This window comes from Alloalcanivorax balearicus MACL04, assembly GCF_025532145.1.
In the GTDB taxonomy this organism is placed as follows: domain Bacteria; phylum Pseudomonadota; class Gammaproteobacteria; order Pseudomonadales; family Alcanivoracaceae; genus Alloalcanivorax; species Alloalcanivorax balearicus.
The window spans coordinates 79,533-100,041 of the sequence record NZ_ARXS01000004.1 but is presented as its reverse complement, the minus strand read 5'-3'; the positions used below and the strand labels follow the sequence as shown (position 1 = coordinate 100,041).

Below are 20,509 nucleotides of genomic sequence, written 5' to 3'. Positions count from 1 at the left end.
TGAACACCGTATTCCAGCGCCACCTTCGCTGGTCATTACTGGCCGCATACCTGACTGTTCCAAACGTCAGAGCGAACCACCGTTTAAGGAGTAATCGCCAATGACCCCTGCCGCCAAAACGGTCTGTGAGGCCGTGAGTTCACGGCGCTCGATCCGTGCCTTCCAGGATCGTCCTGTGGACGGCGCCCTGTTACGCACCATTCTTGAGACAGCCAGCCGGTCACCATCCGGCGGCAATCTCCAGCCCTGGCATCTTTATGTGATCGGGGGCGGGCGCATGGAGGAGCTCAAGGCGGTAATGCGTGAACGCCTGAAACAAGCCCCCGGCGGAGAGGACCGCGAATATGACGTCTACCCTCCCGACCTGATCGCCCCCTATCGGGACCGACGCTTCCAGGTTGGAGAGGACATGTACGGCCTGCTCGGTATTCCTCGTGAAGACAAGGCCGCCCGTCTACGCTGGTTTGCCAACAACTTTCAGTTCTTCGGCGCGCCGGTAGCGCTGTTCTGCTATGTACACCGCACCATGGGCCCGCCGCAATGGTCGGATCTGGGGATGTATCTGCAGTCGGTGATGTTGTTGCTGCGCGAAGCAGGTCTGGACAGCTGCCCTCAGGAATGCTGGTCACGGTACCCGCAAACGCTGGGAGAGTTTTTACAGGCCCCGAACGATCGGATGCTGTTCACCGGCATGGCCATTGGCTACCGGGACGAAAATGCCAGCGTAAACCAGCTTCGCGCGCGGCGGGCGCCTTTGGATGAAATCGCGGAGTTCCACGGCCTTTGAATATCTCGGCATGGCGGGCGGCCCATGGCCCGGGCCTGACCTGGAACCGGCTGAATCACTCATAAAACAAACTGATACGGCGACCATAAGGACACCGAATGTATTCATTCAGCGATACCTCCCTGCAGCTCCAGGATCAACTCACTCGCTTCATGGACGACTATATCTATCCCAACGAGCGGGCCCACGCCGAACAACTGGATCGCGCCGAAAGCCGTTTTGCGTCCCTGCCCCTGATTGATGATTTGAAGGACAAGGCCAAGCAGGCCGGATTATGGAATCTGTTCGTTACCCCGGAGTTGAGCCACTTCGCCGATCACCCTGGCCTGACCCATTTTGATTACGCCCCTTTGGCGGAGATCATGGGGCGTGTGCTGTGGTCACCGGAGATTTTTAATTGCAATGCGCCGGACACAGGGAACATGGAAGTACTGATGAAGTACGGAAACTCCGATCAACAAGCAACCTGGCTGACTCCACTGCTGAACGGAGATATCCGCTCTTGCTACTGCATGACGGAACCCGACACGGCATGCTCGGATGCCACCAACGTGCAGCTGCAAATCCAGCGTGAAGGCGACGAGTGGGTTCTGAATGGCCGTAAATGGTTCATCACCAACGCCTTCCATGAGCGCAGCAAGATTCTTATCGTCATGGGAAAATCCGATCCCGACAACCCGAACCGGCACCAACAGCAAAGCCAGGTTCTGGTCCCTAAACAGACTCCCGGCGTTGAACTGGTTCGTCCGCTCAGCACCCTGGGCTATGACGATGCGCCTCTTGGCCACGCCGAAGTCCATTTCAATAATGTTCGCGTACCGCTGGGCAACATACTGCTTGGTGAAGGACGCGGTTTCGAGATCGCCCAGGGGCGCCTGGGCCCTGGGCGCATCCACCACTGCATGCGCCTGATTGGTATCGCTCAGCGTTCTTTGGAACTGGCCTGTCAGCGCGCGGAATCCCGTGCCACATTCGGTCGTCCGCTGAGCCAACATCAGTCCGTGCGCGAGGATATAGCCCGTTGCTTTTCGGAAATCGAGATGGCGCGTTTGTTACTCCTTAAAACATGTCGGCAGATGGACAAGCATGGTACCCAGGGAGCGCTGGATCTGATCGCCGCCAGCAAGACCACCGTGCCCCGGCTGGTGCAGAACATCATCGACCGCTGTATGCAAATCCACGGCGCCGGTGGACTTACCGCCGACTACTGCATGGCGGAAGGCTTCAACTACGCACGCTGGTGCCGCCTCGCCGATGGTCCCGATCAGGTTCACGAAATGACCTTGGGCAAAACCATCATCCATCGCTACGCCGATCAGAATGGAGAGGCTGCATGAGTACTACTGCCACTCTGTTGTCGCTGAAGGGAAAAACGGCGTTGATCACCGGTGCGTCCAGCGGTCTCGGCGCGCACTTTGCCCGCGTTCTGGCCGGCGCCGGCGCCCGTGTGGCGGTGGCTGCCCGACGCACCGCCGCCCTGGAACGGCTGGTCGAGGAGATCCGCAACGACAACGGCGAGGCCTATGCCGTCGCCATGGATGTCACTGACCCGGTCAGTGTCACCGCCGCCATTGATCGCATCGAAGCGCATTGGGGGCCAGCCGATATCCTGATCAACAACGCTGGCGTGGCCGATCCGGGGCGCTTCCTGAAAATCGACCAGCAACGCTGGGACTTCGTCATCGAAACCAATCTGAATGGCGTCTGGCGTGTCGCCCATGAAATAACCCAACGCCTGGTGGCCCGATCGTTGCCCGGCGCCATCGTCAATGTGGCGTCTATTCTCGGGGTGCGCGTGGGGCTGGGGCAAAGCAGCTACAGCGCCTCCAAAGCCGCGGTGATCCAGCTCACCAAAGCCATGGCGCTGGAGCTTGCGGCGCAGGGCATTCGCGTCAACGCCCTCTGCCCCGGCTACTTCGAAACCGAGATGAACCGGGACTATTTCGCCACCGATCAGGGACGGCAGTACATCGAGAGCACTCCCGCCGGCCGCGCCGGCCAGGTACCGGAGTTGGACGCGCCATTGCTGTTACTCTGCAGCGACGCCGGCAGCTTCGTGAACGGTGTGGCATTGCCAGTAGACGGCGGCCATCTGGTTAAATCGTTGTGACCCGGGAGGTTGCATGTCCAATGTGACTCACGCCGTCCCAACGGCACACTTTCACGATGATCGCCACCAACACCCTCAGGATTGGCAGCGATTGGCGAGCTACCTCCGGGGGCAGGGGCTGAGCTTCGATAGCGATACCCCACCCCGCCAGTTCGCCGCCGGCTTCGGCAACTTCAATTATCTGATTCGAGTCGACGGCCAATGGGCGGTGCTGCGCCGCCCGCCCCCGGGACCGATACCGCCCGGTGCAAACGATATGGCTCGCGAAAGTCTGATCCTGTCTCGGCTTCCCAAGGCTTATCCACTTGCGCCGCGCACTTTGCATTACTGCGAGGACAGTCACGTGCTGGGAGCCCGATTCTTCATCATGGAATACCGGGCCGGTCTCAGCATCGGCGGACAGCTTCCGGAAGCCGTCCAGCAAAGCTGGCATGGAGAAGCACCGGTAGGAGAGTATCTGGGCACACTGCTGATTCGCCTGCTGGCGGATCTGCATGCCATTCCTCCCGAACAAGTGGGCCTGGACAGCCTGGGCAAGCCGGATGGTTTTATCCGGCGCACACTCGACGGCTGGACCCAGCGCGCCCGGCTGGCCTGGGAAAACGATCTGCCTATGGAGCTGGTGCAGGTTATCGAATGGTTGGAGCAACGCATACCGGCGGATCAACGCCATTGTTTTATTCATAACGATTTCAAACTGGACAATGTACTGCTTCGGGAAACCGATTTATCGCCGGTGGCGGTAATCGATTGGGACATGGGGACTCGAGGTGCTCCGCTCTATGATCTGGCAGTGCTCCTCAGCTACTGGACCGAACGCGGCGATCCACCCTGCATGCACGCGCTGGGTCAAATGCCTACCGCCGGCAACGGCTTCCCCAGTCGTGAACAAGCCGCCGCCCACTATCAGAGTCTGACCGGTGTATCGCTGACGTCTCTACATTTTTTTCGGGTCCTGGCGCTGCTGCGCAGTGCCGTGGTGTTCCAGCAGATACACCGACGTAGGAGTCGGGACGAAAAAGAAAGCGGGACCATCCCTGATTTCGAGCAGCTCGCCCGAGAACTGAGTTCATTCACCCTGGAGGTTACCCGGGGTCGATATTATTAAGTAAGAAGGAGCAGGCCAATGCAGCGCATGCCAATGGATAACTACGAAAAAACCCATGCTCAATTCGAATGGAAGCTTCCCGACCACTTCAACTTCGGCAGCGATGTGGTCGACTACTGGGCGAAAACGCCGGACAAAACAGCATTGATCTGGACCAATCAGGAGGGCCGGGAAAAAATATTCAGCTTCGCGGACATCAAACGCCTCACCAACCAATTCGCCAATGTACTCGCCGCCCATGGTGTCAAACGAGGCGATCGCGTACTGATCGTATTGCCCCGGCTACCCCATTGGCAGATTGCCATGGTCGGCTGCAACAAACTGGGCGCCATACCAATCCCGTGTGTCACCATGCTCACCGAGAAGGATATCCGTTACCGCTCCGAGCATTCCGGCGCCATCGCTGCAGTCACCACCGCGGAACATACCACCAAATTCGGCGACCACTTCAAGGTCCGTCTCAGCGTCGGCGATGCGCCAGGCTGGCTCGATTTCGACCGCGCCGTGGCCGAGGCCGATGAGCATTTCACCCCTGTCCCGCTACGCATGACGGACCCGGCCATTCTGTTCTACACCTCAGGTTCCACCGGTATGCCCAAAGGTGTATTGCACTCCAGTGCGGCCTTGTTCAGTTGGCGGGGATCCGCCTGGTACTGGCTGTCGCTCAACGAAGATGACTTGATGTGGTGTACCGCCGACACCGGCTGGAGCAAAGCCGGCACCAGCATTCTTTATGGTCCCTGGAGTTGCGGCAGCGCGGTCCTGTTTCATGATGGCCCTTTTGACCCGGAATCACGGCTGGCGCTGCTCGAACGGTACCAGGTCAGCGTATTCTGTGCTTCGGCGACCGAATTGCGCCGTCTGATGCTGGAGAACATGAAAAGCCGGAACCTGAATCGGCTACGCTTGACGGTTTCCGCCGGAGAAACAGTGAACCCGGACATCGTGCGCGCCTGGCGTGATCTCACTGGCGCTCAATTACTGGATGGTTATGGTCAGACCGAGACGCTGATGACGGTATTGAACTACCCGCCGATGCCGGTCAAACCAGGTTCCATGGGGAGGCCCTTGCCCGGCGTAGAAGCGGCCATTATCGGTGATGGGGATCAACTGCTTTCGGCTGGTGAAACCGGCCGTTTGGCCATCAAAGCGCCGAACCCGCAAATCATGCTCGGCTACTATAGAGATGAGAAAAGAAGCGCCAAGAGTTATGTCGAAGCCAACGGAGAACGTTGGTTCATCACCGGCGACAACGCGCACATGGATGAGGATGGCTACATCTACTACGAGGGGCGTGGTGACGACATCATCAACTCCGCGGGCTATCGCATTGGTCCTGTAGAGGTGGAAAATGTGCTTCTGGAACATCCGGCCATCCATGAATGCGCCGTCGCGGCCAGCCCCGACCCGGACCGTGGCGAAGTGGTGAAAGCCTTTATCATTCTTTCAGCGGGCTATCATGCCAGTGATGAGTTGGCTCGGGATATTCAAACCTTTGCCAAGGAACTCACTGCGCCGTACAAATACCCCCGAAAAATCGCCTTCGTGGATGATCTACCCAAAACCACCACCGGCAAAATACAGCGTCGCCTGCTGAAGCAGGCCGAGTTTGCCCGCTGACCCGCCACCCCAGGTCCGGCCATGCCGGGCCTGGGAGCCCCTCGCCTCATCCTCCTAGATACAACTCCTTGAGTTCCGGCCGCTGACGGATCGCCGAAGACGGGCCTTCCAGTCCGACACGACCGTTCTCCAAGACATAGGAGTAGTCGGATATCTTGATCGCCATATGCGCGTTCTGCTCCACCAGCAAAATGGCGGTACCGGCCTCATTGATCCGCTGAAGAATTTCGAAGATTTCCATCACCAGTTTCGGCGCAATGCCCAGGGATGGCTCGTCCAGCAACAATAGGCGAGGCCTGCCCATGAGAGACCGGCCAATAGCGAGCATCTGCTGTTCGCCGCCACTCAGCGTCGCCGCCTTTTGCTGCTGACGTTCCTTGAGACGCGGGAAATAGGCGAATACCCGATCCATATCCGCTCCGACGTTCTTGTCACCAATACGTCGGTAGGCACCGACACGCAGGTTCTCTTCCACGGTAAACTGCGGAAAAACACGCCGCCCTTCAGGACAATGGATCACTCCACGTTTCACCAGAGTGCCACAGGAGCGCCCCGCCACCGACTCCCCTTTCAAGCGCACATCACCGCTTTTCGGTACACACAAGCCGGAGATCACTTTCAGGGTACTCGACTTGCCGGCGCCATTGGCACCCAGCAACGATACGATCCGCCCTTCCGGAACCTCCAGGGAGATGCCCCTCAACGCATGTACCCTGCCGTAATACAGGCTGACGTCATCAAGCTTCAACATCGTCCACCTCCCCCAGATAGGCTTCGATTACAGCGGGGTCGTTTTGAATAACCGACGGCACTCCTTCGGCAATCTTCTCACCGAAGTTCATCACCGTAATACGGTCGGATATCTCCATTACCAATGACATGTCATGTTCAATCAGCAGTACCGAGATACCGATATCATCACGTAGCTTTCTGATCAGCCGGGAAAGGCCACTGGTTTCGGCAGCGTTCATACCCGCCACCGGTTCGTCCAGCAGAATCAGCTTGGGGTCAACCATGACCGCACGACCAATATCCACCATCTTCTGGTACCCGTAGGGCAGATTTTCAACGTACTCATTCGCACAGTGAGATAATCCAAACATCTCCAAAACAGTTTTCGCCTTGCGGCGGGCCTCCGCTTCCGTGCGCCGGATCGACGGCAAGTTCAGACAAATACCCAGAAGATTGTGACTCAACAAGGAATGCAACCCGGTAAGTAAATTGTCCATGACCGTCATCTTCGAAAACAACTCCACGTTCTGAAAGCTTCGGGCGATACCCAAGCCAATGATCTGATGCGGATTCAGCCGCGTCAGATCAGTGCCTTCGAATTGGATCGAGCCGGACGCCGGCGTATAAAAACGGCTGATACAGTTAAACACAGTGGTTTTTCCGGCCCCGTTGGGGCCAATGATGGAATGGATGGTTCCCTTCTTCACCTGTAAGGATAAGTCGGACACGGCGGTAAGGCCGGAGAAGCGGACAGTTAAACGGTCGAAACTAAGCATTGTCGGCCTCCTCGAGGCTCCGCACAGGCAGTTCCTCTGTGGGCTTCTTCCTGCTTCTCTGTTTCTCTCCCGGCTTGATCAGTCCGACCAGGGAGACGAGCCCCGCCGGACGGAACAGAATCACCAACACCACCGCCACCCCGATGACCAGGTTGGTAACACCGACGTAGGCGTCGGAGAAATGAGGAATACCAGTAAACAACACGGCGCCCAGAATGGCGCCCCATATTGAGGCCAATCCACCTACCACGATCATCGCCAGCAGGAAGAAAGACGCCATGATGGTAAAGTCATTCGGGCTTATGTACTGAACCCAATACGCGTACAAGCCACCGGCCAGGCCAGTGAAGAAAGCACTGATCATGAACATGATCGTCTTGTACCCGGCGACATTGATGCCGGTGGCAGCCGCGGCTATTTCGCTGTCCCGGATCGCCAGGAATGCCCGCCCGAGTCGGCTGTTAGCGATATTCATCAACATCCAGGTCACCAGGAACGTCAGCACCAGAATCACGTAGAAGAACGCCAAATCACTGGATGCCCATTCCGGGCGCATCAGCGGCAACCCTGAATACCCCCCGGTCACCGACTTCCAGTTCAGCGCGATTTCCGGGATACATAATCCAAACCCGAGCGTCGCCACCGCCAGAAAGTGGCCTTTCAGACGCACCGCCGGCAACCCGATCACCAGACTCACCAACGCGGCAATGACTCCCGCCGCGGGCAATGCTACCCAGATCGGAAAACCAAGCGTGCTTGAGATAATCCCGGTTGAATAGGTCCCCATCATCAAAAAGCCGCCTTGTCCGATGGACACCTGGCCACCATAGCCGGTCAGCAGGTTCAAGGACATGGCAGCAATGGCATAGATCGCCATGGTGACCACCAACCCCATAAAATATGAGGACTGGCCCATCAGAAACGGAAAGGTGAGTAATAAGACCACAAGTAAGGACACATACAGTCGCCGATCAAAGAATATCCTCTTCATTGTCATACCTTCTTCATGGTCTGGGCTTCGCCAAAGATGCCCTGCGGACGGATATAAAGAACGATGACGATCAACGCAAAGGTGCAGACCAACGCCATCTCAGGCGCCCAGTAGTAACTGACCAGGTTGCCGAATATGCCGATCATCAAGCCACCGATCACCGCGCCGGGCAGGCTCACGAACCCCGCCAACACCGCCGCGGCGAACGCCATGATCAGTACATTGAACATCATCGATACACCGAGGAAAGTGAATGGCGCGGTCAACAAACCGGCGATACCACCAAGCACGGAGCCAGCCGCCCAAGTGACCAGGAACACCGCGTTGACGTTTATTCCCATCAGGCGGGCCGCTATCAGATCCTGGGAGGACGCTCGCATCGCCAGCCCCACGCGGGTGTAACGAAACAGAACAAAGAGGATCATGGATAGAATAAATGTCGTCACTAAAACGAAGATTTCATTGGGAGTGATGAACACGCCGGCGATCGAGAAGGGTTTTCCCTCCACCGCCCTGGGAAAGCTGGTGGGCGTGTGGCCCCATATAAGGCCCGCGGCACCGTGCACGGCCAGGAATACACCCAGCGTCATCACCAGCTGATTAAGATGGGATGCCTGACTGACATGCCGTATCAGAACCCAGAATACAACGACGCCGAACAATGCCGAAAAAGCGATAGCAGCGAGAAACGCCCCGTAGTAGGAAAATTCAGAGCTCGATAACAGTGTGAACGCCACGAATGAGCTCACCATGGCCATCTCGCCATGAGCGAAGTTGACCAGACCAGTGGTTCTGAAAATCAGTACCAGACCAAGAGCCGCGAGCCCATAGACACAGCCGAAGATCAGGCCACTTACTACGATCTGCCCCATGCCAGCATACCTCCCGAGGTGTTTTCTTTATGTTGTTTCATCATCGGTCAGCCGCCGCTGATCTTGCCCGTCACCGGATCAAAAGTGATGGGCTGGGAGATCGGAACGATATGCCCATCCTTGGCTTCAGTGATGAACATCGAGGTCAGCCCATAATGGTTCTCCTCGGAAAAGCTGACCCCGGCGTACATCGATCCGGTCCAGTTATCGAAGGAATCAAAGACACTCAGGAAATCATCCCAGCTGAGCGTCTTGCTACGTTTCAGCGCCTCGACCAACACCTCCGCAGCAGCCCAACCGGTTTGCCCCCAGTCGGCAAGCGCCACCTTCGGGTAGTCCTTTGCGAACTGCTCTATGTACTGCTTGATGCTTTCATCTTCACTTTGATCTGGTTTGGGTAAAACAGCGCTGGAGATGGTGCCGTTCCATACCTCCTTTCCAGCCAAATCGAACATGGTTTCGGAATCCCCCCCCACCGAAGACACCAGGAAGGCAGGCTCGGATAGCCCGATGTTATAGAGTGCCTTTTTCAACTGCGCCGCCGGAGCTGGCGTCGAGAAAGCCAAAATCGCGTCCGGATTGGCCTGACGGATGCGCTGTGCCTGAGTGCTGAGATCAGAGTCGGCCGCCTGAAAATTGACTTCGCCCACCAGCTCCACTTCCGCGTACCCTTTCAGAGCATCTTTAGCTGCTTCCGCCAATGGGCTTCCGTAGTCGTCATTCTGATAGGCAACCACCACCCGTTTTGCCTTCAGCTTGGTGGCAATGTAATCGGTCAGAACCCGGGCCTCGAATTCGTAGTTGGCCAGGCTGGACCCCATGTAGTTGGCGATAGGCGGCTCGACAAACTGTTTGGACCCGGAACTGGTCATCAGCATGGGGATGCCACTGCGCTCATTGAAAGGCCGGGTCGCCACATTGCAGGGAGTGCATACATTACCGAGCATGGCATACACCTTGTCCTCATCCACCAGCCGCTTGGTCAGTTGCACCGTCCTGCCGGGCTGATACTGATCGTCATAGGCGATCAAACGCAGTTTTCGACCCTTTACGCCTCCACGTTCGTTGACGTAATTGAAATAGGCTTGAATACCCATTCTGATTTTATCGTAGGCGGCCACCGGCCCGGTCTGTGGGCCGAGGTGACCGATGCGGATTTCTGCTTCCGTCACCCCTTGGGGAGCGCCGCCATCGTCGCCCCATACCGGCGATGTCGAAAATAAGACCGCGAGCGAACTCAAGACCGCCCATCTCTTCCAGCTCTTTTTTATCAGGAACATGATTTATTACCTTTGTTGTACTAATAATGTCATTACACGAAAAACGCCTTTCAATAGGCTGCTTCCAGAATGGAAAGGATGTCCTCCCGGGATCGTATCGCCCGTGGATTGGTATTGACCCAGAGATTGCCCATGGCGCCTTGCGCCACCGAATCAAAGCAACTTCGGTCAATACCCAGATCACGTAAGCGCCCAGGCAAGCCCAATCGCTCAATCAAGGTTTCGACGGACGCCGCCGCATCATCTCCGGAATCACCCAGTTGCTCCGCGACCCACTTCTGCCGCTCTCGATTTTCCGGCTGTTCCCGATTCCAGCGCAGAACCGCCGGCAGCAGTACGCAAGAGGTATAGCCGTGGCTGAGCCCGGTGATCGCACCAAGGCTATGTCCAATACCGTGACTGGCACCGTAATCAACCCGGAGAATCCCCTGAGAGGCCAGCCAGGCGCCCTGCTGCGCCTGCAGGCGTGCCTCCAGGTCATCCGGCACGCACCGGTTACGCGGCAAGGCTTCGCTCAACAGCGACAACGCACGTAAGGCACAGGCATCCACCAAAGGGTTCGGCGCCCGGCTGCAGATGGATTCCACCGCATGATCCAGCGCCCGGATACCGGTGGATAACCACAGCCACTCCGGAGTGGGCAGCGTAATGGCCGGGTCCAGAATGACCGCGGCCGGACATAAATAAGCTCCGTAGTACCCGTCCTTGATATGCCGTTGTTGATCCACCGCACCACCCAGGCAGGAAAATTCGGCGCCGGACAGTGTGGTGGATACGGCGATCTGACGAACCGGCGGGGCACGCAAATCTGGTGACGTTCTCTCACCGGTGGCATCAACGGCTATATGGCAGCGGTCCAGAGCAGCCACATCGGAGATATTCTCCGCCAGAGCCACAAGCACAACCTTGGCGGTATCGATGACCGTACCTCCGCCCACCGACACAATCAGATCCGGCTTGACGCGCCGCGCGGCGCACGCCGCGTCCACCACTGTCTCGCGCGGAGTGTGCTCAAGACACTCATCGAATATACCTACCAGTTTGTCGCCCAGGGCATTGCCAATATCGGCAATCACGGATGTCTTCCGGTTCAGAGTCTTGCCCGTGATGATGAACAATCGCTTGGCACCACGCCGTTCCGCCTCATCTCGTATCGCTTTTCCGGCGGACACGCCCCAAACAATACGATCCTGGGCAATATACTGATGCGAACCTATATCCACGTCTGTTTCACTCCGCAAGCGACCACCTCGTAAGCTCTTTCTCAGATAGCGGGAGCACCCAAAATCCCGAGACGGGACAGATGGTCTGCTTTGTTTATGGAAAGAATAGAGTTAGATTGGGTTGAAATGCGGCCATCCTTCAGTCGCCGCCTCAGCGGCCACGCCTGGGATTCCGGCTTGGTCTATCCGCCGTGTCTACAAGGCAGAAGCCAGGTTGACCATGCGTTACCGGCCATCCAGACATGTGCGAGCCGCCACTGACCTCATATCACTTTTCAGAGGGGCGGCAATACCCGCTACGGCACCTGGCCTGGCCGTTATAAAGACATTGGAATAACTGCTACTATTCATCGCGGCACCCAGCTTTTCATCGATTTGTTTTTTGTGCTTTCTGAAAGGTTAGTAACCACGGCAGGCAGGCTCAAATCACTTTTTGAAATGCCTCATCATTTTCATCACAAATACAGTAAAAACAGATAGAGCCATGAGACTGGATCGCATAGACCTGAATTTATTCATCGTATTCGAGGCGCTGTATCGCGAGGGCCGGGTGACCAAGGTTGCACGCCTTCTGAATATTACCCAGTCAGGTGTGAGCAACGCCCTGCGGCGGCTACGCGAAACCTTCGACGACCCGCTTTTCGTACGCGGCCCTGAAGGAATGGTGCCAACGCCAGTGGCGGAAAACATGATAGTCGATGTACGCCAGGCTCTTGATCTTCTGAGCCGTAGTGTCGGAGAGAACCTGCGTTTCGAGCCAGAGTTTTCAGAAAGGGAGTTTCGCCTTGGCATGAACGATCTGGCCCAGGCATTGATACTTCCCGGGCTGCGCGAAAAACTGCGCGAACAGGCACCAAAGGTGGCGATCAGTACCTACTACGTGGATCGTCGTATCGGGGAAGAAGAACTGAAATCCGGTGGGCTGGATCTATTGATCGACGCCCCGGATATCAACGCCCGCGAGCTCGATCAGGCGTTTCTGGCCGAACTGCCTTATATCGTCACCATGCGTCAAGGTCATCCGCTCAGCAATCGCCCGCTGTCTCTGCAAGATTATCTGAGTGCTGATCATATCCATGTATCCAGCCGCAAGCGTGGGCGAGGGCAAGTGGACGTGGCCTTGCATGCGCTTGGAGAGCAACGCCGCATTTCCATGCGAGTACAAAATTATCTTGTGGCAGCGAACATCACCACGGAAAGCGATCTTTTGTGGACCGTACCGAGGATGCTGGCGGAGACCACCAATTTGCACATCACCGAAGTTCCTATCACCGTGCCGCCGCTGTTCTGGAATCTATATTGGCTCAGGAGTGTCACTATGGACCCGGCAAGCCAGTGGATGCGGCAGTTGATAATGGGCCAGTTTGCGGAAAGCTGCTCCAGATTGTTGCCGACCTGATCATCATCCTGAAACGCTTGACGGAGACGCCGGCTGGCACTGTCGGTACGGCAAGTGCCGGCGTCACACACAGACCGTACACTGCGCCCTCCTATTCGCAGAGACACGCCCGCTCCATGCCGCAGTCCGCTCCCGCACTGAGTTCCACCTCTACCCGTACTGCCTTCGTTCGCACCACTTTGGACAACGCCCGTCAGTGGATCACCCGTCCACGCCCCTTGATTCAGGCGCAAACCACACCGTTTCAGGTGGTCCATGACGACGGTCTGGCGCGACTGCGGTACTACCCACCACTAGCGGAGACCTCCATTCCTCTGGATGACGGCGGCACCTTGGCGGTCAGCCGGGATCCTCAGCGCACTCCTCTGGTGTTGGTGCCGCCACTGGCGGTGAACATGCTGATCTACGATCTGTTCCCGCAACGCAGTCTGGTGCGTTATTTACGCGCCCGGGGTTTCGAGCTGTACCTGATCGATTGGGGACGACCCGGCCGGGAGCACAACCACCAGGGGCTGGCTCATTATTTTTCGGAGCGTCTTCCCGGCATGCTGGAACGGGTTCGCAAACACAGCGGCAAACGTCGCTTGAATCTGCACGGCTGGAGTTTCGGCGGGCTGTTCAGTCTGTGCTATTGCGCGCTGGGGCGTGATCCGGACATCGCCAATCTCGTCCTGGTCGGCGCGCCCACCGACTATCATCGCAACGGGGTACTCGGCCGCCAGTATCAACGCATCAGTCATACCTTGGGCTGGCTGCGGCAACGTACCGGCTGGCGTGCCCATGAGCTTTCGCCGGACTGGTTCCGCTCACCGGGCTGGCTCAACAGCCTGGCGTTCAAACTGACCAGTCCGGTGGCCAGCCTCAAGGGCTACCTGGACCTGTTGCGCCATTTGCATGATCACGACTATGTGAGCAATCACGCCACCAACGGTGCCTTCCTCGATGACATGGTGGCTTACCCCGGCGCGGTTATGCAGGACATTATCCACTATTTGTGGGTGGACAATGTCATGGCCGAAGGCCGGCTGCCCATGGCAGGCAATGAGGGCAACCTGGGTCGGGTGACAGTGCCCATGCTGAACATCACCAGCCCCGCCGACATGATCGTTACCCCCGAATGCTCACGGGCAATGCTGCCATTGGTGAGCAGCACCGATGTCGAGTGCCTGTCGGTGAGTGGCGGCCACATGGCCATTCTCGGCGGTGGCAAGGCGCAGCAGGAAAGCTGGCCGCGAGTGGCGCAGTGGTTGATCCAGCGGGATGGGTAAAAGCGCAACCTATTCACAAAATCCCCAAATTATTAGAAAAAGAAACGGAGTATGCGCACTTGGGCGCTAACATGTCGGCATTGAGAGGCGTTGAAACAGGCGGCTTCCATGGCGTGAAGGCTGGGAAGCCCCGGCAAGGAAGGAAAAACCGGACGGAGCGCGACATGATGGACCATTTGAGACACCAGACCTCCTGGCGGCTTGCCGCACTGACCCTGGGCACAGCCCTCACATTGACCGCTTGCGGTGGTGGCGGTGGCGGCAATGGGGGTGGTGGCGACACGCCACCACCGACGGCGCTGGAGACGTTTCAGAAAGCGGACGTCGTCATCGGCCAGCCCGATTTCATTGGCACGGAACCGAATCAGAACGGCGCCGTCGGCGCCAGTGGCTTCGACGGCTTGCGCGGCAATCCGGCGATCAGCGCCAACGGCAGGCTTTTTATCAGCGATGACCAGAACCATCGTGTGCTCGGCTACGAGGCGCTCCCCAACATGAATGGCCTGCCAGCGGACTTCGTCCTCGGACAACCCGATTTCGAAAGCTCCAAATCGGGTCTGTTCGTGCGTCCAAGAGACATCTCTATCGCCGGCGGCAAGATGGCGGTGGCCAATTACACTGGCTCCAAGGTATATCTCTATGACCCCGTGCCGGCCGACGGCACCGCCGAGCCGCTGCTCACCCTGGGCGGCTTGTTTTCCTCGTGCAATGCCAACGAGTTCTCCTTCGTCACCTCGGTAGCGCTTAGCGAGGACGGCAAACTGGCGGTGGCCGACGCCGGGGATCACCGGGTGCTGATCTGGCATAGCGTGCCAACCAGCGACAACCAAGCCCCCGATTTGGTTCTGGGCCAAAACGACTTCAGCCACTGCACCGAGAACGATGCCGATCAGAACGGCGAAGCGGACGCCACGCCCTCGGCAAGCACCCTGAATTATCCCGTCGGCGTGTGGACCGACGGCAAACGTCTGGCGGTGGCGGATCGGCATAACTACCGGGTGTTGATCTGGAATACCTTCCCCACGGAGAACGGCCAACCCGCCGATCTGGTTCTCGGCCAGCCTGGTTTCGACACCGACGACCACCCCGTGCCACCGGCCGGGGCGTTCTGGCCCTATGGGTTGGATTCGAACGGCACCCAATTGGCCCTCGCCGACGGGGACAACAACCGGGTCCTGGTCTGGAACACCTTCCCCACCGAGAACGGCCAACTCGCCGACGTGGTGCTGGGGCAGAGTGACTTCCGGCACACCAGGCACAACGACGATGATCAGGACAGCTCCGCGGATGCCAGCGCCTCGGCGCGCACCCTGAATGACCCCACCGGAGTCCGTTTCCACGATGACAAACTGCTGATCAGCGACACCGGTAATAATCGGGTTCTGATCTTGCAGTTGAGAACTGAATGATGACAACGGGTGCGGGGTTGCAGGCCAGCCTGCCGGTGCGTGACACTGACATGCTCACGCGCCCATTGGCTGTAAAGCTGCTTCCCACAGAGCGGACTGCGAAATCGTTATAGGAGCCAGTCGGGGCAGCCCTCCGCCTGCTGGCGAATAGGGCACCAAGCCAAAAAGATTCGCCAGCAGGGCTAGCTCCTACAGCGGCTTTGTAGATGACTGAGAGAAAAGGGCAGCAAACAATCTGTCTCTCAGATAACGGTAAAAGCTCCGGGCAGATGCTGGCGCAGGGTGAGCAGGTTTTCCTCGCGCACATGCATGTCGCCGAAGCAGTTGGCGACGGTGCCGGTATAGCGCAAGCCGTCCGCCTGAATCGCCTCGGCGGTGAGGATGGCGTGATTGATGCAGCCGAGTTTCATCCCCACCACCTGGATCACCGGCAGGGACAGTTCCACCGCCAGACCAGCGAGCATTTCGCGGTCGTTCAAAGGCACACGCCAGCCGCCGGCGCCTTCCACCAGAATCAGATCCGCCGGATGGCTGCTGATCGCGCCACGCACATAGCCGGCCAGTTGGGCCAGGGTGATCCGGCGCCCTTCCTGTTGCGCGGCGATGTGGGGTGCGATGGCGGCTTTCAGTGCCACCGGATTGACCACGTCATAGGGCAGTTGCACCGATGAGGCCGCCATCAGGTTGACGGCGTCTTCGTTGCGCAACCCTTCCTCTGTGTCCTCGCAGCCCGCCGCCACCGGTTTCAGCCCGTAGCAGCTCAAGCCGGCCTCCCGGGCCCGTTCCAGCAGCCGGCAACTGACCCAGGTCTTGCCCACTTCGGTATCGGTGCCGGTGATGAAGAACACCCCTTTCAGGGCCGGTAACGCGGGCATCAGAGCACCTCTTTGCTGGCATGCAAAAACAGCACCCGCCAGGTCAGCGGCAGACCATCCCGGGTGCGCAGGGTTTCGTAGGCATCGAGCATGGTTCGAAAAGCGCGCTTGCCGGTGAGACCGCCGCCTCCACCTTGCACATGATCGGCCCCGGTGGCCTTGAGGGTGCGGGCTATGGCACGCACGTCGGGGTAGTGCTGAGTCACCGTCAGGGTTTGCTGGGTTACCGTGGATAATCCTTCCGTGGCCAGAGCATCATGCCATTGCACCATGGTCGGCAGATCATTGACGTGGGGACGACGGTCCGCGGCTTTCCAGCTCTCGGACAGCTCCCGCAGGGAGTCCCGCAATGGCACAGCCAGCAACAAATGACCACCGGGAGCGAGTACCCGCCCGGCCTCGGCGATCACCACCGCCGGATCACACCATTGCAGGGCAAAGCTGGAAAACACCAGTCCCAGGGACCGGTCCGGCAGCGGCAGGGCTTCGGCATCGGCGCACACCGGTGAAAACAGCCGCCCGGTGCGACCGCGCTGGGACGCCTCCTGAAGCATGGCCGGCGCCAGATCCAGGGCCAGCCAGCGCACTTCATGCCAGCGCTCCTGTTGCTGCCGGCTCAACGGTGCCGTGGCGCAACCCAGATCCGCCGCCCGGAGTATCGGCAGAGACTCAGGCGCCATGGCCAGAAGACTGCGGGCACAGGACAGTTGCAGCACCGCGTGAGCGTCATAACTGGCCGCGGCTCGGCCGAACTGGCGCCCTACCGCCCGTTTGGTGGCCGTGGACGAGGTGACGGCGGGCTCATGCCCAACGGATGAATTAAAAGCAGAAGACATTACGGTCATTACCCGTCGGCGGCGTCGGCGACGATGCCGTGACGCCGATAAAAATCGAGAACCACGGCGGAGAAGCGCTCCGGCGCGGATAGAAACGGTACATGGGACACCCGCTCGATCACCGCGGTTTCCCCGTGCTCATTCAGCAGCGGGCGGATGTCATCCACCAGCGTCACCGGCACGATATTGTCACGTTCACCGAACACCATCAGCAGGGGCTGGCTCAGCGCCGAAAGAGCCGTGCGCAGATCGGTGTCCGCCAGAATCACCAGCCCTTCGATCAGCGCCCGGCGAGCCGGCAGGCCGCAAAAATAGAGGATCTCCTTGAGCCGGGCAACGTCCTCGCGCATGTTCTCGCTGTCTTTGCAGTTGAGCGCCAGAAAGCGCACCAGAGTGCCCTCGAAATCCTCTTCGCAGACCTCGGCGAAGGTGCGCAGAATCTCCGGCCGCATGGCCCGCGGCCAGTCGTCGGCACGGGTGAAACGCGGCGTGGTCGCCACCGTCACTACCGAGGCGACCCTCTGGGCATGACGTTGCGCCAGATTCAGCGCCACCAGCCCGCCCAGGGACCAACCCAGCACATGGGCCCGCTCCGGCATTACCGAGGCGATCTGATCAGCCAGAAAATCCAGCGTGTACTCGTCGTTGGGCAACGGACTCTGGCCCATGCCCGGCAGGTCCACCACGGTCACCCGGAAGTGCTCAAGCAGAGCCGGCACGATGTCATCGAAGACAATGGCGTGCAGCCCCCAGCCGTGGACCAGCACCAGGTCCCCGGCCTGTTCACCGGCCTTGCCGGTACAGCAGTAGGTGTTGTGAAACGGAATCAGTTTCGGCATGGAACCACCTTTGAGTGATACGGTGCGCACCGCTTCAGCCGTCGGACGCCTGCTGCAGCGCCGCCAGCAACCGGTCCACATCCGCCTCCTCATGGGCAGCGGAGAAGGTGATACGCAGGCGCGCCTGCCCCTCGGGCACGGTCGGCGGCCGGATCGCGCTGATCAGCAGACCGTCGTCGCGCAGGCGCCGGCTCAGGGCCAGAGCATCGGCGTCTCCACCCACCAGCAGAGGCTGAATCGGCGTTTTCGAGTCCATCAGGGCATAACCCAATTCGGCCGCGCCGCGCCGGAAACGCTGAACCAGCGCCGTCAGTTTTTCCCTGCGCCAGGCTTCCCGGCGCACGATGTCCAGGCTGACCAGGGTGGCGGCGGCCACCGCCGCCGGCATGGCGGTGGTGTAGACGTAAGTGCGGGCGAATTGTATCAGGGTTTCGATCAGTTCGTCGGAGCCGGCCACGAAGGCGCCGGCGGTGCCGAGAGCCTTGCCCAGCGTGCCCATATAGACCGGCACCCGGTCCTGCACGCCCTGATGCCAGAGCGAGCCGCGCCCGGCGCCGTCGAGCACGCCGAAGCCATGGGCATCGTCCACCATCAACCAGGCATCATGGGCCTCACAGGCGGCCAGATAGGCGGCCAGGGGCGCCTCGTCACCGTCCATGCTGAAGACGCCGTCGGTGATCACCAGCTTGCGGGCCGCATCGCTGCGCGCCAGCAGGCTGGCCAGAGCATCCGCCTGATTATGGGCGAAACGGCGGGAGCGGGCGCCGCTGAGCTGGCCGGCATCCAGCAGCGAAGCGTGGTTCAGGCGGTCCTGAAATACCGCGTCACCGCGGCTGACCAGAGCGGTCACGGCCCCCAGATTGGCCATGTAGCCATTGGAGAACAACAGCGCCCGCTTCCGCCCACAATGCTCCGCCAGCGCTTCTTCCAGAGCCTGATGCGGGCTCTGATGGCCGCACACCAGATGGGAGGCGCCACTGCCCACGCCCCACTGATCGGCGGCATCGCGGAACGCGGCGACGATACGCGGATCACCGGCCAGGCCGAGATAGTCGTTGGAACAGAAGTTGAGGAATTCACGGCCGTCCGCCACGGCGGTACGTCCGCAGGAGGAATGCATCAGCGGTGGCGTGCGATAGCGGTGTTGGGCGCGGCGTTCCGCCAGCCGCGCCCGCAGATCGAACCCCATGGGGTCAGGAGTCAAGCGTGGCGCCGGCGGTGGGCCGGCCGGTGTCGCGGTCCAGTACGTGCTTGGCGGGGCGTTTGCTCATCGCGTCGTAAAACAACCCCTGTTCCTCTCCTTGTTCCTCTGCTTGCTGCTCCGCCACCTGGGCGCGCAGCGCCTCTTCGTGGGCTTCGTCGGAGGCTTCGTGGCGCGGATCCAGCGGATGGATGCCGAGACGTTGGAACAACTGCCGATCGTGGGTCGCTTCCGGGTTATCGGTAGTGAGTAGTCGCTCACCGTAGAAGATGGAATTGGCGCCGGCCAGGAAGCAGAGCGCCTGGGCCTCGTCATGCATCTCCTGACGCCCGGCGGACAGCCGCACATAGGATTCCGGCATCAGAATACGGGCCACCGCCACGGTCCGCACGAACTCGAGCGGATCCAGGTCATCCACGTTCGCCAGCGGCGTGCCCTCGATTTTCACCAGCATGTTGATCGGCACGGATTCCGGATGGTGGGGCAGATTGGCCAGTTGTTGCAGCAGACCGACCCGGTCATCGCGGTTCTCGCCCATGCCGATGATGCCACCGCAACAGACTTTCATGCCGGCGTCCCGCACATTCGCCAGGGTGTTCAGACGGTCATTGTAGGTACGGGTGGTGATCACCTGACCGTAATACTCCGGCGAGGTATCCAGGTTGTGGTTGTAGTAGTCGAGGCCGGCCTCGGCCAGATTGCGGGCCTGATTTTCATCCAGCATGCCGAGAGTCATACAGGTTTCCATGCCCAGGGCCTTCACCTGGCGCACCATGTCCAGCACATAGGGCATGTCCTTTTCCCGCGGGCTGCGCCAGGCGGCGCCCATGCAGAACCGGGAAGCGCCTTTGTCCCGCGCCGCTTTGGCCTCTTCCACCACCCGCGCCACTTCCAGCAGTTTTTCCTTTTCCAGCTCGGTGTTGTAGTGACCGGACTGGGAGCAGTATTTGCAGTCTTCCGGGCAAGCGCCGGTTTTGATCGACAGCAGCGTGCTCACCTGCACCGCGTTGGGGTCGAAGAACTGACGGTGCACGGTGGCGGCACGAAACATCAGATCATTGAATGGCAGGGCAAACAGGGCTTCGATCTCACCCCGATGCCAGTCATGGCGTACAGCGGTTCGGGAAGAAGTCGTCTGGGCGTTGGCGGCGGCTACGGTCATGCTGGTTCTCCTTCTTGAGAT

General features: G+C 59.3%; 19 protein-coding genes. 8 read left to right on the top strand and 11 right to left on the bottom strand.

The window, feature by feature from the left end:
- Positions 1-100: 100 nt before the first annotated feature.
- The 5 genes from MA04_RS05015 to MA04_RS04995 all read left to right on the top strand — a co-directional run bounded on the left by MA04_RS05015 (position 101) and on the right by MA04_RS04995 (position 5,625).
- Entirely contained in the window at positions 101-787 is a 687-nt protein-coding gene (locus MA04_RS05015; protein ID WP_262459654.1) for a nitroreductase, read from the top strand.
- A gap of 98 nt (positions 788-885) precedes the next feature.
- Entirely contained in the window at positions 886-2,124 is a 1,239-nt protein-coding gene (locus MA04_RS05010) for an acyl-CoA dehydrogenase family protein (protein ID WP_262459653.1), read from the top strand.
- Entirely contained in the window at positions 2,121-2,897 is a 777-nt protein-coding gene (locus tag MA04_RS05005) for an SDR family NAD(P)-dependent oxidoreductase (RefSeq protein ID WP_163121805.1), read from the top strand. Before MA04_RS05010 ends, MA04_RS05005 begins: the two co-directional genes overlap by 4 nt.
- Before the next feature lie 13 nt (positions 2,898-2,910).
- Complete coding sequence (locus MA04_RS05000; protein ID WP_262459652.1) at positions 2,911-4,005, top strand: phosphotransferase family protein; 1,095 nt, start codon at positions 2,911-2,913, stop codon at positions 4,003-4,005.
- Positions 4,006-4,023: 18 nt separating this feature from the next.
- Positions 4,024-5,625, top strand: a complete 1,602-nt coding sequence (locus MA04_RS04995; protein ID WP_262459651.1) for an acyl-CoA synthetase — start codon at positions 4,024-4,026, stop codon at positions 5,623-5,625.
- A 46-nt stretch (positions 5,626-5,671) separates the two neighbouring features.
- On the opposite strand, the gene MA04_RS04990 is transcribed toward MA04_RS04995, so the two are convergent.
- Genes MA04_RS04990 through MA04_RS04965 form a run of 6 tightly spaced genes read right to left on the bottom strand, consistent with a single transcriptional unit; the run spans position 5,672 to position 11,499 of the window.
- Positions 5,672-6,376 carry an ABC transporter ATP-binding protein gene (locus MA04_RS04990; RefSeq protein WP_163121809.1) on the bottom strand — a complete coding sequence of 235 codons (705 nt, stop codon included), beginning with the start codon at positions 6,374-6,376 and terminating at the stop codon, positions 5,672-5,674.
- Entirely contained in the window at positions 6,363-7,133 is a 771-nt protein-coding gene (locus MA04_RS04985) for an ABC transporter ATP-binding protein (RefSeq protein ID WP_262459650.1), read from the bottom strand. Before MA04_RS04985 ends, MA04_RS04990 begins: the two co-directional genes overlap by 14 nt.
- Positions 7,126-8,130: a branched-chain amino acid ABC transporter permease gene (locus MA04_RS04980; protein WP_205475334.1), complete on the bottom strand. Its 1,005-nt coding sequence runs from the start codon at positions 8,128-8,130 to the stop codon at positions 7,126-7,128. Before MA04_RS04980 ends, MA04_RS04985 begins: the two co-directional genes overlap by 8 nt.
- Positions 8,127-8,996 carry a branched-chain amino acid ABC transporter permease gene (locus MA04_RS04975; protein ID WP_163121813.1) on the bottom strand — a complete coding sequence of 290 codons (870 nt, stop codon included), beginning with the start codon at positions 8,994-8,996 and terminating at the stop codon, positions 8,127-8,129. Before MA04_RS04975 ends, MA04_RS04980 begins: the two co-directional genes overlap by 4 nt.
- A gap of 47 nt (positions 8,997-9,043) precedes the next feature.
- Positions 9,044-10,276 (bottom strand): ABC transporter substrate-binding protein, encoded by a 1,233-nt coding sequence (locus MA04_RS04970; RefSeq protein WP_163121816.1) that lies wholly within the window; start codon positions 10,274-10,276, stop codon positions 9,044-9,046.
- A gap of 50 nt (positions 10,277-10,326) precedes the next feature.
- Positions 10,327-11,499: an iron-containing alcohol dehydrogenase gene (locus MA04_RS04965; protein WP_163121818.1), complete on the bottom strand. Its 1,173-nt coding sequence runs from the start codon at positions 11,497-11,499 to the stop codon at positions 10,327-10,329.
- 484 nt (positions 11,500-11,983) lie between these two features.
- On the opposite strand from MA04_RS04965, the gene MA04_RS04960 reads away from it, so the two are divergent.
- From MA04_RS04960 to MA04_RS04950, 3 genes are all read left to right on the top strand, one after another.
- On the top strand, positions 11,984-12,898 hold the full coding sequence (locus MA04_RS04960; RefSeq protein WP_262459649.1) for a LysR family transcriptional regulator: 915 nt from the start codon (positions 11,984-11,986) through the stop codon (positions 12,896-12,898).
- Positions 12,899-13,014: 116 nt separating this feature from the next.
- The gene (locus tag MA04_RS04955; RefSeq protein WP_262459648.1) at positions 13,015-14,166 is read left to right on the top strand and encodes an alpha/beta fold hydrolase; all 1,152 of its coding nucleotides are present in this window, start codon (positions 13,015-13,017) and stop codon (positions 14,164-14,166) included.
- A 164-nt stretch (positions 14,167-14,330) separates the two neighbouring features.
- Positions 14,331-15,575 (top strand): hypothetical protein, encoded by a 1,245-nt coding sequence (locus tag MA04_RS04950; RefSeq protein ID WP_262459647.1) that lies wholly within the window; start codon positions 14,331-14,333, stop codon positions 15,573-15,575.
- A 242-nt stretch (positions 15,576-15,817) separates the two neighbouring features.
- Here MA04_RS04950 and bioD read toward each other — a convergent pair whose 3' ends face one another.
- Genes bioD through bioB form a run of 5 tightly spaced genes read right to left on the bottom strand, consistent with a single transcriptional unit; the run spans position 15,818 to position 20,488 of the window.
- Complete coding sequence (bioD, locus tag MA04_RS04945; protein WP_022995189.1) at positions 15,818-16,450, bottom strand: dethiobiotin synthase; 633 nt, start codon at positions 16,448-16,450, stop codon at positions 15,818-15,820.
- Positions 16,450-17,286 carry a methyltransferase domain-containing protein gene (locus MA04_RS04940; protein ID WP_163121828.1) on the bottom strand — a complete coding sequence of 279 codons (837 nt, stop codon included), beginning with the start codon at positions 17,284-17,286 and terminating at the stop codon, positions 16,450-16,452. Before MA04_RS04940 ends, bioD begins: the two co-directional genes overlap by 1 nt.
- A gap of 8 nt (positions 17,287-17,294) precedes the next feature.
- Positions 17,295-18,125: a pimeloyl-ACP methyl ester esterase BioH gene (gene bioH / locus MA04_RS04935; RefSeq protein WP_262459646.1), complete on the bottom strand. Its 831-nt coding sequence runs from the start codon at positions 18,123-18,125 to the stop codon at positions 17,295-17,297.
- A 34-nt stretch (positions 18,126-18,159) separates the two neighbouring features.
- Positions 18,160-19,314: an 8-amino-7-oxononanoate synthase gene (gene bioF / locus MA04_RS04930; RefSeq protein WP_262459738.1), complete on the bottom strand. Its 1,155-nt coding sequence runs from the start codon at positions 19,312-19,314 to the stop codon at positions 18,160-18,162.
- Positions 19,315-19,318: 4 nt separating this feature from the next.
- Positions 19,319-20,488 carry a biotin synthase BioB gene (gene bioB, locus MA04_RS04925; RefSeq protein WP_262459645.1) on the bottom strand — a complete coding sequence of 390 codons (1,170 nt, stop codon included), beginning with the start codon at positions 20,486-20,488 and terminating at the stop codon, positions 19,319-19,321.
- Between the last annotated feature and the right edge of the window lie 21 nt (positions 20,489-20,509).